At 66.7% G+C, this 13,926-nt stretch carries 11 protein-coding genes and 1 pseudogene; 7 read left to right on the forward strand and 5 right to left on the reverse strand.

Annotated features, from left to right (window positions below; genetic code table 11):
* Positions 1-23 precede the first annotated feature (23 nt).
* Positions 24-2,432, reverse strand: coding sequence for a winged helix-turn-helix domain-containing protein (locus tag I596_RS00875; protein WP_190278954.1), 2,409 nt, complete (start codon positions 2,430-2,432; stop codon positions 24-26).
* A gap of 236 nt (positions 2,433-2,668) precedes the next feature.
* On the opposite strand from I596_RS00875, the pseudogene I596_RS00880 reads away from it, so the two are divergent.
* Both I596_RS00880 and I596_RS00885 read left to right on the forward strand, forming a co-directional pair.
* Positions 2,669-3,619 (forward strand): annotated as a pseudogene (locus tag I596_RS00880) (IS481 family transposase).
* Between the two features lie 875 nt (positions 3,620-4,494).
* The gene (locus tag I596_RS00885; RefSeq protein WP_067642840.1) at positions 4,495-5,025 is read left to right on the forward strand and encodes a dihydrofolate reductase family protein; all 531 of its coding nucleotides are present in this window, start codon (positions 4,495-4,497) and stop codon (positions 5,023-5,025) included.
* On the opposite strand, the gene I596_RS18330 is transcribed toward I596_RS00885, so the two are convergent.
* Complete coding sequence (locus I596_RS18330) at positions 5,010-5,279, reverse strand: hypothetical protein (protein ID WP_150131945.1); 270 nt, start codon at positions 5,277-5,279, stop codon at positions 5,010-5,012. The genes I596_RS00885 and I596_RS18330 overlap by 16 nt on opposite strands.
* 76 nt (positions 5,280-5,355) lie before the next feature.
* Here I596_RS18330 and I596_RS00890 point away from each other — a divergent pair, with 76 nt between their 5' ends.
* The 4 genes from I596_RS00890 to I596_RS00905 all read left to right on the forward strand — a co-directional run bounded on the left by I596_RS00890 (position 5,356) and on the right by I596_RS00905 (position 10,644).
* Entirely contained in the window at positions 5,356-7,452 is a 2,097-nt protein-coding gene (locus tag I596_RS00890) for a catalase (protein ID WP_067642843.1), read from the forward strand.
* A 113-nt stretch (positions 7,453-7,565) separates the two neighbouring features.
* Positions 7,566-8,024 (forward strand): hemerythrin domain-containing protein, encoded by a 459-nt coding sequence (locus I596_RS00895; protein WP_067642846.1) that lies wholly within the window; start codon positions 7,566-7,568, stop codon positions 8,022-8,024.
* A gap of 437 nt (positions 8,025-8,461) precedes the next feature.
* Complete coding sequence (gene ada, locus I596_RS00900; protein ID WP_067642849.1) at positions 8,462-9,538, forward strand: bifunctional DNA-binding transcriptional regulator/O6-methylguanine-DNA methyltransferase Ada; 1,077 nt, start codon at positions 8,462-8,464, stop codon at positions 9,536-9,538.
* Between the two features lie 209 nt (positions 9,539-9,747).
* On the forward strand, positions 9,748-10,644 hold the full coding sequence (locus I596_RS00905) for a hypothetical protein (RefSeq protein WP_067642852.1): 897 nt from the start codon (positions 9,748-9,750) through the stop codon (positions 10,642-10,644).
* 355 nt (positions 10,645-10,999) lie between these two features.
* On the opposite strand, the gene I596_RS00910 is transcribed toward I596_RS00905, so the two are convergent.
* The 3 genes from I596_RS00910 to arsH form a co-directional block, all read right to left on the reverse strand.
* Positions 11,000-11,635 (reverse strand): hypothetical protein, encoded by a 636-nt coding sequence (locus tag I596_RS00910; RefSeq protein WP_150131946.1) that lies wholly within the window; start codon positions 11,633-11,635, stop codon positions 11,000-11,002.
* Positions 11,636-11,704: 69 nt separating this feature from the next.
* The gene (locus tag I596_RS00915; protein ID WP_083965263.1) at positions 11,705-12,643 is read right to left on the reverse strand and encodes a GDSL-type esterase/lipase family protein; all 939 of its coding nucleotides are present in this window, start codon (positions 12,641-12,643) and stop codon (positions 11,705-11,707) included.
* Positions 12,644-12,814: 171 nt separating this feature from the next.
* A complete protein-coding gene (arsH, locus tag I596_RS00920; RefSeq protein WP_067642861.1) occupies positions 12,815-13,531 on the reverse strand; it encodes an arsenical resistance protein ArsH in 717 nt (238 codons plus the stop codon).
* A gap of 40 nt (positions 13,532-13,571) precedes the next feature.
* On the opposite strand from arsH, the gene I596_RS00925 reads away from it, so the two are divergent.
* Complete coding sequence (locus I596_RS00925; RefSeq protein ID WP_067642864.1) at positions 13,572-13,922, forward strand: ArsR/SmtB family transcription factor; 351 nt, start codon at positions 13,572-13,574, stop codon at positions 13,920-13,922.
* Positions 13,923-13,926 lie beyond the last annotated feature (4 nt).

The raw sequence follows: 13,926 nt of genomic DNA on the forward strand, positions 1-13,926 counted from the left end.
GCTTTACTTTCTCTTTCGTGGAATCAATGGGTTGGGGACACGATTCCAGCGATGCGCGGTCCATTGTCTGTTGGAGGCGAAACGATCTCCGCCGGAATGGCCCGTTCGCCGGCAAGCGCCCGCGCCTGTTGCAGAGCAGTTTGCCAGTCCCCGTGTCGGCCAAGTGCGTGGTACAGCCGCGCGACCAGCAGCGCGCAGCGATAGTCGTTTGCGGCGTACCGCGAAACCGAGCCGATCACCGTGACCGCACGATCCAGCTCGCGCCATGCGAGCAGGCGTGGAGCGTAGGAGTCGGCGACTTCAGCGATGTACGCCGGAACGCCAGTTTGCAGCGCCTCGCGCAGCGCGGTCTCTTCCGATTGTCGAGCCATTTCTCGGCGTCCTTCCCGGTCGGCGCGCTCGGCTTCCGCCAGTGTAGCGTGCAGCCGCGCGATCGTTACGCCACTCGTACGCGCCCATTCCGAAAACCGCTGCGTTTCGCTCGCGGCCTCGGCGTCGCGGCCGAGCCCGGTCAGTGCACGGACGACGGTCAGCCAGGCGAGTGCGCGGGCCGGCACGTCGTCCGGAAGCGTAAGTCTTTCGATCGCACGCTTCGACATGGCCGACGCGGAGTCAACCCTTCCTTCCGTAAAGTCGAACAACGCATGCTCGCTCCAGACCTCGAACGAAAAGTTGGAAGGATCCTCGTCGGATTCGCTTCCCTGCGTGAGGGCATCAAATGTCATGCGTGCCTCGGCCATGCGTCCGCTCGCGGCGAGGGTGCGCGCCCATTCCAGCAGGAAAGAGCGTTTTACCCTCGGGCTCTGCAGCTCGCCGAGGTGCGGCAGCCAGTGTACGCCGATCGCGTAGGCCCGAGCAGGCGCGAGCAGCGCCAGCTCGACGCGCATCTTCAAGGCATTCGCACCGAACAATTCATGGCGAGAGCCGAGCTGTTCGAAGCGGGTGGCCGCGCGCTCCAGCATTGGCTGTGCGGCTGCGTACCGGTCGTAGCGGATCTCGAGCACCGCTTCGTTCATCTCGATCGTCGCAAGCGCGACGGCGTCGCCCACAATTCCGTACGCGACGCGCGCCCGCGCGAATTCGGCGCCGGCATGGTCGTAGTCGCCGCCCAACGCGTACGCGATGCCACGCCCTGTGTGTGCGCGACCGAGTTCGACCGGGTCGCTCTCGTTCGCAAGCAGCGTCAGGGATTCGTTGAACCGGCGTTTCGCCAGATCCGGCCGGTCCGAATAAAGCGCAATGACGCCAAGGTCGTTGAGCACTCCCGCACGCCGTCGAGGATGAGATTCGGTCCCGATTTCGTCGAGCAGCACCTCGAGGCGTTCGTTCGCTGCTCCCAGCCGGCCGGAGCGGTACTCCGCTTGTGCGAGTCGGCGACGCAACTCAGGCGACCGCTGCAGTTCCGTTGGCGCGGATTCCAGGATGCGTTGCGCAGCTTCCAGCTCGTTGTTGAACAGCGCGGACCTTGCTCGTGCGAGCAACTCGGCGAGCGGCCGTGAGGACAACTCGTCGGGTGATTGCGGTACCGGCCTGCCCAAGGTGGCGAGAAGCTTGTCCGCCGCATTCTGCGCCGCAATGGTAACTTCGTCCGCGTGCGCTTCCACGGTCCGCTCGGTGCCCTGCATGGACGTCAGCGTCAGGCGGACCGTCCATTCCGTTTCCACCAGGGTGGCGTTTACTACGACGACCTGCCGCACGCCGGTCGCGTCGCGTACGGCTTCAGCGGCATGGGCCAGATCGCGCACAAGCGCAACCACGTTCTCGCTGGGCACGACCGGCTGGCCGGCGCCGCGCAAACGTTCGGCGATCAGATCCATGACACCGAGCCTCACCCAGCTCCACGATCCGTCTGCCTGCACTTCGATTGGAAGCACTGCCATGGCCTCGGAGGCCTGAACGAGTGGGTCCGGAATCCTGACGGTGGAGGGTGAACGGACGTGCTGCACGGCCAACGCGATCACGGCTGCGACCATTGGAACGAGCAGGACCGGCAATACCCGGCGAAACCGCTCGAAGTTGCGGAAACGCGGACGTGGGGAGGAAACGGGCGGACGCATTGTGCGAGCCGCCTCGCTTTCAATGACGATCGTGTCCTCGGCCACGTCTCCAACCCATCGGTAACCGAAGCGCGGCAGAGTACGGATCATGTCCTGGTCGTCGCCGCTGCCACCCAGTATTCGCCGGGCCTTTATCACGAGCTGACCGAGCATCGCGTAAGTGACTTCGGCGCGACCCCAAACAGCGGCTATCAGCTCATCGCGCCCAACCGCGCGATCGCGATGCTCGATCAGGTACGCGATGCAGTCGAATACCTTCACGGAGGGCGCCAGCAACTCGCCCGCACGATCGAGTTCGCGCCGAGCGAGATCAATACGGAAGTCGCTAAAGCTGTAGGCGGTGTGTTGCATAGCTTTCAGAGGATAGCGCTCCACGATTCCGTTTTTCTGCCCCATACACGCGGACGCCCATTGCGCTAAAAAAGCCGGTCGTCACCAATGCCCTTGATGGCCAACCCACCGGCTCGGCAAATGAGCAGACACGACGGCTAGTACGGAGGCACTAGATGACACTCAGAACGTGCCTAGGTGTGATCTCTCAGTAGGTTGTTCATCCGGGGCGATCCCGGAAGACTGGAGGTGCGAATCAACCATCCCTCCAGGAGACCCGGATGAACCCGTATAAACATGCCCGTTTGACGCCCCGCGGTCGAGCCCTGCTCTTGGACCGCATCCTCGTTCATGGCCTGCGCGTCAGGGAAGCGGCACAGGCGGGCGGCGTGAGTGTGCGCACGGCCCACAAGTGGTTGCATCGGTTTCGTGAGGAAGGCCAAGCCGGTCTGCTCGATCGTCGATCCCGCCCTAGGCGTTGCTCGCATGCCACACCCGATCATCTGGTCGATCAGGTGCTGACAGCGCGGCGTCAGCGCCAGACCTATCGGCAGATCGCCACTACCCTGGGAATCGGCCAGAGCACCATTGCCCGGATCGTGCGGCGGGCCGGCTTGCACCGATTGGCGGAACTGGAACCGTCCCGTCCGGTCAACCGCTATGAACATGCCGCCCTGGGCGACATGCTTCATCTGGACATCAAGAAGCTCGGACGCTTCCGCCGTCCGGGTCACCGCGTGGCCGGCGATCGCACACAAGCCAGCGACGGCGCTGGATGGGAGTATGTCCACGTCGCCATCGACGACCACTCCCGAGTCGCCTTCTCCTGCATCAGGAACGACGAACGGGCCATCAGCACCGTACGTGCGCTGATCGCGTCCCTGCGCTACTACCGCCATCTGGGCGTGCACTTCACCTGCGTGCTCACCGACAACGGCGCCTGTTACCGGTCCGCCCTGTTCGCCCGCGCCCTGCGCAGACTCCGACTCAAGCACCGTCGCACCCGGCCTTACACCCCACGCACCAACGGCAAGGCCGAGCGCTTCATCCAGACCGGTCTGCGCGAATGGGCATACGCTCGCTCCTACGACAGCTCCGACCAGCGAGCCGAGAACCTCATGCCTTGGCTACACCACTAGAACTGGCATCGGCAACATGCCGGCATTGGATATCAACCCCCCATCTCCAGAATCCTTCCTCTGATGAACAACGTGCTGGCTTTACACAGCTAGGCCCGCCTCAATCGAGGTGGGCCAGCCGAGATCGAGAAAGGCCTCTCGATGTTGGCAGGCGGCTTCGGCAGGCATGAAGCGTGCAGTACCGGTGTTCGTCCGGTGAGCCGCCGGATCGGAAACCTTTCGGACGTCTACCATGGCCAGTACACCCGCAAGTCGTTGCTGCGATTGATCTATCCTGTCGCATCAATGCCTGGTAAGCAAACAGGATCGGCGGGCAGACGTGCGAGGCCCGGGTGAGATCGCAGGCAAGAGCACGACCACAGGCGCGCTAAGGAGCTCATATCTCCGACAGAGGCGTTGCTTGAACCTAACGCTCCACCACGCCTTGCACGATCGGCGGACGCTCGAAGGGGCGCGCAAAGCCAGGCTGTAGGCTGCTGGCCAATTTTTCCTACAGAATCAACCGTTTATCGGTCAGAATGCCGTGCAAACGAACAGGTTATGCTCACTGCGAAGTGACAAGTTATGCCTACAGCATCATGTACGCGACAGCCGTCGCGCGTGCGCCGGCATGGCGTCGGCTTTGAGCCATGCGGAAAGGCTCCGCCGCGGCAGGCGACAGCGGCCTTGCAGCTCATCGTGGCCGTCGGGCGGGTCTGTCGCCTCTCGGAAGCCGCCGCAGCTCCTGCATGAACGCGGGCCCTGGCTTCGGGCCTCCGTCCCCGAGGATTTCGCGCGCGCGCAGCGCGCTTCCGACGCGGACATCTGACGCGGGTCCCGACCGCCCATGCGGGCTCGCAAGGGCATCCGGGGGTGGGCGTTCGTACACGCGCGCCCAACCGATTGCGAGATAAGATCAGTCGATCCGGCTTCAGCCGGTCGCATGACGCATACACGACCGCGCGGCTGTGCGTGTGAGGAGAACGGGTATGGCCAAGCTCGTGTTCGGAATGAACCAGTCCCTGGACGGCTACGTCGACCACATGGCGTTCGGGCCCAGTCCCACGCTCTTCCGCCACTTCATCGAGGAAGCCCGGGGGCAGGCGGGCAGTGTCTACGGTCGCCGGATGTATGAGGTCATGCGTTACTGGGACGACGATCACCCGGAATGGGGTGCCGATGAGCAAGCCTTCGCGGCAGCGTGGCGGAACCAGCCGAAATGGGTCGTCTCGCGCTCGTTGAAGTCGGTCGGCCCCAACGCCAGCCTCGTCGGGGACGATCTCGAAGGTGCAATCCGCGCGATGAAGGCCGGGCGCGACGGGGAGATCGAAGTTGCCGGCCCGAACCTGGCGCGAAGCCTCACCGAGCTGGGCCTGATCGACGAGTATCGGATCTACCTGCACCCCGTCGTGCTGGGTCAGGGCACGCCCTACTTCGCCGGACCCCGGCCGCCGCTCCGCCTGGTGGCCAGCGATCGCATTGGCGAGGACGTGATCAGGTTGAGCTACGTTCCAGCGTGATCTCGCGGCTCGCCGGATGGAGGCCGGCGCTGCAGCCGGGTCCTGGGTCTGGCCCAAGGCGGCAGGCGTAAGCCCAACGTGATTTCGCGGGCATTGCCGGCGCGCTTCTTCCGCCGCCCTTCGGCAACCCGTGCATGCCCGCCTTTCATCTCGATCTCACGGATTTCCTGACCGTACGTTGCCACCACGACGAGCAACATGAACGGCGAACCGTGAATAACGGTGATGCGCACGCCGGGTAACGGAAAATTCACTCGGCAAGGTCCGGTGAGGTCTAGGTTCCCTTGCAGCTAGACGCACAAGCAGCCAGCCATACAAGGAGAGCACGTCATGGCCCGGAGCTCCAAGAGCAATTCTGCCAACCGTCCGCAACGCAGTAGTCCCGACCAGAAGGGCAATGGCGGCGAGCTGCACCAGCGGGCCGGCGGCACGCATCCGCCGCTGACCACCAACCAGGGCATTCCGGTCGGCGACAACCAGAACTCGCTGCGCGCCACGCCCCGCGGTCCGACGCTCCTGGAGGACTTCATCCTCCGCGAGAAGATCACCCACTTCGACCATGAGCGCATACCCGAACGCATCGTGCATGCGCGTGGATCGGCGGCGCACGGCTATTTCGAGTTGACGAAGTCGCTGAAGAAATACACCACGGCCAGGCTGCTCACCGACGTCGGCGAAAGAACACCGGTATTCACTCGCTTCTCTACCGTCGCCGGTGGCGCGGGTTCTATCGATACACCGCGCGACGTACGCGGCTTTGCGGTGAAGTTCTATACCCAGGAGGGCAACTGGGACCTGGTGGGCAACAACATCCCGGTGTTCTTCATCCAGGATGCGATCAAGTTCCCCGATCTCGTGCACGCGGTGAAGATGGAGCCCGACCGCGGCTTCCCGCAGGCGGCCAGTGCGCACGACACCTTCTGGGACTTCATTTCGCTCACGCCCGAGTCGATGCACATGATCATGTGGGCGATGAGCGATCGCGCCATACCGCGTTCGCTGCGCATGATCGAGGGCTTCGGCGTCCACAGCTTCCGGCTGGTCGACGCCAAGGGCGAGTCGACCTTCGCCAAGTTCCACTGGCGGCCGAAGCTGGGCCTGCAGTCCACCGTGTGGGACGAGGCGGTGAAGCTCGCGGGTGCCGATCCGGACTTCCATCGCCGTGACCTGTTCGAGGCGATCCAGCGCGGCGACTATCCGGAATGGGAGTTCGGCGTGCAGCTCTTCACCGAAGAGGACGCGGCAAGGTTTCCGTTCGACCATCTCGATCCGACCAAGCTGATCCCGGAGGAGCTGGTGCCGCTCACCGTGGTCGGCCGGATGGTTCTCGACCGCTGGCCGGACAACTTCTTCGCCGAAACCGAACAGGTGGCCTTCTGCCCGGCCAACATCGTGCCCGGCATCGACTTCAGCAACGATCCGCTGCTGCAGGGGCGGCTGTTTTCCTACCTCGACACCCAGCTTTCGCGACTCGGCTCGCCGAATTTCCACCAGATCCCGATCAACGCACCCAAGTGTCCGTTCGCCAACGTGCAGCGGGATGGGCACATGCAGATGCACGTGCCCAAGGGGCGAGTGAACTACGACCCCAGCTCGCTGCAGGCCGACAGCCCACGCGAAACGGTCAGCGGTTTCCGCAGTTATGCCCAGCCGTCCGACGACGGTGCCAAGGGCCGCATCCGCGCCGAGCGCTTCGCCGACCACTACAGCCAGGCGCGGCAGTTCTACCGCAGTCAGACGCCGCCCGAACAGGCGCACATCGCCTCGGCCTTGGTGTTCGAGTTGTCCAAGGTGGAAACCACGCATGTGCGCGAGGCCGTGGTCGGTCATCTACGCCATGTCGATCCTGACCTGGCCAAGCGCGTCGCCAGCGGGCTTGCCCTGGACGCCATTCCGCCGGCGCCGCCGGCTGCGATGAAGCCGCAGGACCTGCCGTTGTCGCCCGCGCTGCAGGTCATCGGCAAGATGAAAGCCACGCTGGCAGGCCGGCAGGTCGGCATCCTGGTCGACGACGGCTCCGATGCCGCCACGATCAAGGCCTTGCGCAAGGCCGCCGAGGGCGCCGGGGCTTCCGTCAAGATCGTCGCTCCAAAGATCGGCGGCGCCACGCTGAGCAACGGCAGGAAGCAGGCCGTGGACGGCCAGCTCGCCGGCACCCCGTCGATCCTGTTCGATGCGGTAGCGATAGTGCTGTCGGACACCGCCGGCAAGGCGCTGGCGAAGGAAGCCGCCGCGGTGGATTGGCTGCGCGACGCGTTCGGCCACCTCAAGGCCATCGCCTTCGATGGCGGGGCACGCCCGGTGCTGCAGGCAGCAGGCATTGCCAAGGATGCCGGGGTGATCGATGCCACCGACAGCAAGGGCTTCATCAAGGCCGCGCAGACGCGGCAGTGGAATCGAGAGCCCCGGCTGCGAACACTGGCCTGAGCACCGGCCCCCATCCCGGAAGACCGCGCGACGCCGGGTCATCGGGCACATCGAGGTTTCGCCATCGTGTCCGTGCCTACGGCTAACCCCGCTATCGGCAAAGGAGTTTCATCGTGAGCGATACGATCTATGACGCGCTGCGTGAGAGCCATCAGATCCAACGTTCGCTGTGCCGGAGGCTGCTGCGCTCCAAGCCTCATACGGAACATCGCATCACCTTGTTCAGCGACCTGCGCATCGAGCTTGCCGCTCATGCGGCTGCCGAAGAGCGTTACCTGTATGTCCCGATCCTGATGGAGGACATGGGGCTGAGTCCGTCACGCCATGCCTTGCACGAGCATCACGAGATGGACGAACTGGTCGAGCAGTTGCAGGAAGAGGACACCTCGGGTCGAGGCTGGCTGGCGACGGCGAGAAAGCTCTCGCACGAAGTGCACCACCACCTGCGCGAGGAAGAAAGGAAGTTCTTCCAGGTCTCGGGCAAGATCCTCACCGATCCCCAGAAACTCAAGCTCGCAAAGCACTATCGCCGGGACTATGCGCGCATGCAACGGATGCTGCGGGAGAAATGATGGCTCATTCGCGTAGCGAGTGACGCGAGCATCATCGGCCTCTCCCTGCGCCCGGGCGGGTCACGGCCGTCTTGCCGTCCCGCCCGGCGTCTCCAGCGCCCGCGGCGAGGCCAGGGAGAATGGCGGGCGCGCGTCCAGGTTCCGGTGATGAGGTCCGACAGCGCCCTACGCACGGTGCGCAGACCATTCCACGAAGGTGGGGACGTGGCGTGCCCAGCCGTGACCCGCGCGGGATCGGCGAAACCCGCATCGGGAGGTCCGCGCATGGCGCTTTCGATCGAACGAACGTGCGCCAGCGGCCGGACCTGAAGCCCGTGCCGTCGCGGCCGGAGAATCGGGTTCAGACCGGATGAAGAATTCGACCGCAAGACTCGGAGTGTGTCTTCCGGCTCGCATGCCTATCGTGGTCCCATCGCAACTGGCCGATGGATCGTTCAATGAATCGCAAACCTTCCCATTCCCCCGCCGTCGATGTCGTCCGGGACCCGCGCTGGGCCGCCGTCGTGGCGCGCGATCCGGCCGCGGACGATCGCTTCGTCTATGCGGTCAGGACGACCGGCGTGTACTGCCGCCCGAGCAGCGCCTCGCGCCTGCCGCGTCCGGAGAACGTGGAGTTCTTCGCCACGGCGGCCGAGGCGGAGGCCGCCGGCTACCGGCCCAGCCGCCACGCGGCGGCGGATCGGACCGTGGTTGACGCGCAGCACGCGGCGCTCGTCGCCGAGGCCTGCCGGTACATCGAGGCCAGCGATACGGCACCGTCCCTGGGTGAGCTGGCCGCGCGCGCCGGCCTCAGCCCGCATCATTTCCATCGGGTGTTCAAGGCCGCGATCGGTCTCACGCCGAAGGACTACGTAGCCGCCCACCGCGCACAGGAGCTGCGCAAGCGCCTGGGTGACGGCGCGTCGATCACCGATACCCTCTACGGCGTCGGGTTCGGTTCCAGCAGCCGCTTCTACGAGACCGCCGACGAGCGCCTGGGCATGCGCCCGAAGGACTACCGCGCCGGCGGCCGGAACGCCGACATCCGCTTCGCCGTCGGCGAATGCTCGCTGGGTTCGATCCTGGTGGCGCAAAGCGGCAAGGGCGTGTGCGCGATCCTGCTCGGCGACGATCCCGATGCGCTGGTGCAGGACCTGCAGGACCAGTTCCCCCAGGCCAACCTGATCGGCGGTGACGCCGCGTTCGAGGACCGGGTGGCCACGGTGGTGGGCTTCGTGGAGGCGCCGGCCGGCGGCCTGGACCTGCCGCTGGACGTGCGCGGTACGGCATTCCAGGAACGGGTCTGGCAGGCCTTGCGGCAGATCCCGCCCGGCACCACGGCGTCCTATGCCGAGATCGCGCGGCGCATCGGCCAGCCGCGCGCGGTACGCGCGGTGGCCCAGGCCTGTGGCGCCAACCGCCTGGCGGTCGCCATTCCCTGTCATCGCGTGGTGCGCAGCGACGGTGGCCTGTCCGGCTACCGCTGGGGCGTCGAGCGCAAGCGCACGCTGCTGCAACGAGAGGCGAAGGCGTGAAGATCGTGGCCGCACGGCTGGCCCATCGTGGTGGCGACGCCCTGGCGCAGGGACGTGCCGGTCACGCAGGTCTCGCCGCACAGTGCGGGCTCAGGGCGGATCGGAGCCGTTCCGCCGCGCGCGGGTGACCAGCGGCGCCACAGCACGCTGGACATGACTGCCAACGGCTACCATGGCGACCACGCAAGGGCCGACCCGCCGGGATCCGCATGTCCGCAAGCTACGTGGTCTATCTTCCGCTGCGCGCGTTGCCTGACGACGCCTGGCTGGCGTCGAGCATCCGCGGGATGGAGCCGACCTTCGCGTTTGCCGAACCGTACGACTTCGCCACGGAAACCGGGTGGTGTCCGTGTCGCTTGAGCGATGCCGGCTGCGGGTTCCAATGGGAACTGGACGACGCGGCAGCGGTACCGGCCGAGCTGGCATCGCGCCGGTTCGACGGCGTCGCGGCGCTGAGCTTCGGCGCGTCCGGCGCCGATGCGATGTGCGCGGTGCTGGTCGCCGCCAACATCGCGCTGATCGCCGGCGGGGTCGTCCAGACGCCGGAGGGGGAGCGCATCGAGGCGGAGGCGGCGCTGCCCTGGGCATCGGAGCGCATCAGGACGATGCGCGGGCGGAAAAAGCCGCGTGCGAAGCCGAAACCCTCGTCGCCGGACGCGCTGCTCGCCGTCTGGCTGGCCGCGCTGCCCGGGACGGGGGTGGAGAACTTCGTCCGCTCGCTTCCCGACGATCCCCGGGTCGGTATCCTTTTCGGCGCCGGCCTGGTGCTCAAGGCGCGGCATTGGACGGTATCGACGCCGGCCGGCGTGCGCTCGACTGCCTCGCTGCCGCGAAACCTGTCGGCCGACCAGATGGCCGGGCTGGAGGCGTCCGTGCAGCAACTGGTCGCGCTGCTGCGCTCGGGACCGGTGCTCGGCGCGCGCCTGGAGCCGGAGGGTTTCGCGCTGGAGGTGGCCTGCGCCGGCGGCACGCTGACCGCACACGCATCGGCCCAGCCGGCTATGCACGCGGCAGTCGACGCGCTGGCCGGCGCCTGGGAATTGTTCGACGGCACGGCCCGGGTCTATCCAGACCTGGCGCAGAACCGGCTGGTGCGCGGTACCTAGGGCGTGTCATCAATCCCTCAGTAGGCCGCGCCGTTCTTGCGTGCGTCCGGGACAAGGAAGAGGGAGGAAGTGGACGTCGGTCCACGCCCGAGCGATGACGCAGTCCCGGGCGCACGCAAGAGCGGCCCTACGGGTTGGCCCTGGAAAGCCGCCAGCGTGCGTTGCGCGGCTTGACCTGACGGCCAGTCAGGCGCGGCGCCACACACCACCCCCTGACGACTTTCCAGGGCCAACGCGACCTGCCGGGGGATTGATGACACGCCCTAATCCCGCAGCCCGCGCCGAAGCGGCGCGTGGGCGCTGCATCCGTCGCTGTCCACCGATCCTGGACCACGTGTCGGCGAAACCGCTGCGCTCACGTCTCGTGCTGCGGCTCGATCGCCGGGGCGGCGCGCTGCAGTGCGGTCCATGCCGCCTCGGTGCGGGCGGCGGCGAACAGCTCGCGCCCCGCGATCGCGACGATCCGTTCGGAACCGCCGGCGAAGAACGCGAGTCCCGATCCATTCGCGCGGAGCGGTATCGGTTCGAGCTGGCTGCGCAGCTGTTTCGTCACGCCGTTCGGACCGGTACGTCCGGCACCGTGGAACGGCCAGGCGCCGTTGATCGCCTGCCAGAGGCAGAACACCGACAGGAACGTGTCGAGGCGATCGAACTCCGGATGCCAGGCGATCGGCTCGCGGTTTTCCGCCCGCAGCACCGGCGGGTCGTCGGCCGCCAGGTCGGCGACGGCGACGCCCCAGTAGCTGACGTGCTGGTGTTCCTCGCCGAAGACGACCACGCCGTCTTCGGCCTCGAGCCGGTCGGGACCCAGCAGCCGGTTGTGCGCGTCGATCAGCGGCGACCCGGGACGGAAGGACTTGAGCACCTCGCCGAGACGCGTCCCGGCCAGCTCGGGGCACATCGGGTAGTCCGAGGCCAGGCAGCGGGTCACGGGCCGGAAGTGCTCCGGGAACAGCCGTGATGCGATCCGGCCGAACGACATGGGCTTCACGCGCGATGCTCTCCTACCCAGGTTCGCCAGTCGGCGTGCACATGTCGCCGTGGCCGCTGCCGGTCGATCCTAGAGCGTGACGAGCACGTCCTGGTAGCGCGCGGCCACCTGCTCGAAGCCTTGCCGGGTCGGATGCAGTTCGTTGGCCCACCATTCCTTGTAGTCGGCGCCGGATGACAGGGTTCGCCGCAGTTCGACGAAGTGCACGTGCGGCAGGCGGTTGAGCGAGGCGATCTCGCCCAGCATGCCGTTGAACGCATCCATGACCGCGCCGAGCATCGTGATGCGCGCCTGCCAGGCCTGTGCGGTTTCGCCGAGAAAACCCTTCCTGCGAAAGCCCGGTTCCAGCCAGGGCCCGGGCAGCGGCCCCCAGCCGCCGGCGAAGCCGCGGCCGTCCGGCACCGGGTAGTCGTAGCCGTGCAGGAGGATCGGCAGCGCATGCCCGAGAGTGCCTTCGCAGACGCGCGTCACCGCCGCGATGATGGTGAGGTAGGCCGTCCGCAGGCGTTCGTCGATCAGCCCGTCCACGATCCGCGCGTTGAATCCGGCGACCGGCGACCGGGCATGGTTGATCAGCAGCGAGAACTCCTCGCCGGCGATATCGTTGCCGCCGCCCGACAGCAGCACCGCCTTGGGCGTCTGTCCGTAGCGCAGCATGCGTTCCAGGCGCCGGACCAGTGCATCGAGCTGACCGCCGTCGTAGGCCATGCTCTCGATCGTGTCGCCCTTGTGCGCCACTGATTCGACCTCGTACCCGTAGGCGTCCTCCAGCACCTTGAGGACATCGTTGAACGGGTAGTCGAACCAGGAATCGCCTTCGGCGAGCAGCCAGCCGGCGCTCTGCCTCGCCGCCGCCGCACCGCGCGCGCCGCGCCGCGTGCCGGCGGGTGTTGCCGCCGCCAGTGCCAGGTTCCGCGTCTGTCGTGCCTTGCGCCGCGCCTTGAGCAGGTCATCGGCCTGCTGGGTGCCGGTGGCGAGGGCTTGCTTCGCTGCTGCATTCAATCGCATGGCTCTGCTCCAGGGAGGACGGGCGACTCGCTCCGGTGCCGCGCACGGCGATCCCAAGGTAGGCGCGACCCGTTACAGAATGAAGCCGGGCCGGGCCGGCGGCAATGCATCCGGCCGGCCATCGACGCAGAACCCCGGAAGGATGTCCGCCGCCTTGCGTGCCTGCGCCCTTCATTCGGTAGCGCCGGATGCACGGGCCAGTGCCCGCGCCGCCTCGGCGCCCTTGCGTTCGCTGTAGCGACTGGTCAGGTAGTCGCTGCGGCCACGCACCATCAGCGTGAACTTGACCAGTTCCTCCATCACGTCGACGACCCGGTCGTAGTAGGGCGAAGGTTTCATGCGTCCCGCTTCGTCGAACTCCTGCCAGGCCTTGGCGACCGACGACTGGTTGGGGATGGTGACCATGCGCATCCAGCGGCCGAGCACACGCAGCGCATTGACCACGTTGAACGACTGCGAGCCCCCGCAGACCTGCATGACGGCCAGCGTCCGCCCCTGGGTCGGTCGCACGCCGCCGTCATCCAGCGGCAGCCAGTCGATCTGGTTCTTGAACACGGCCGTCGGCGCGCCATGGCGCTCCGGACTGATCCAGACCTGGCCTTCCGACCAGAGGGACAGCGCGCGCAGGGCCTGCACCTGGGCGTGGTCGGCCCCCACGCTGTCGAGCAGCGGCAAGTCGTGCGGATCGAACAACCGTGTCTCGGCGCCCAGGTGCTGCAGCAGGCGCTCCGCCTCCAGCGCCAGCTTGCGGCTGTAGGACTGCGGTCGCAGCGAGCCGTAGAGGATCAGGATGCGGGGTGGATGGTCGGGGCCGGGCTGGCTCAGCCTGGCGAGGTCGGGCCGCGGGAGGGCCGCGGGGGTGACATGGGGCAGGGGCTGGTCGGTCACGATGATTGCCGAGTGGTACTGATTCGATTATTCTAGAAAGATGGAAATAAAAGATGCAAGCCTCGCCCTTTCCGCCCTCGGGCACGTCACCCGGCTTTCGGTGTTCCGCTTGCTGGTGGAGGCCGGTCCCGCGGGCCGCATGCCGGGCGAGATCGCCGAGGCGCTGTCACTGCCCGGCGCCACCCTCTCGTTCCATCTCAAGGAACTGAGTGCCGTGGGGCTGATCCAGGGCGAGCAGCGCGGCCGCTGCATCTGCTATCGCGCCGATTTCGATGCGATGAACGGCCTGATCGAGTTTCTCACGCGCAACTGCTGTGGCGGCGCCGGTGCGGCCGCCTGCCTGCCGGTAGCCTGCGCGCCGGCTGCCGCTCCCAGGCGGGCGCGCCGATGAGCAC

Origin of the sequence: Dokdonella koreensis DS-123, assembly GCF_001632775.1 — a bacterium.
GTDB classification, from domain to species: domain Bacteria; phylum Pseudomonadota; class Gammaproteobacteria; order Xanthomonadales; family Rhodanobacteraceae; genus Dokdonella; species Dokdonella koreensis.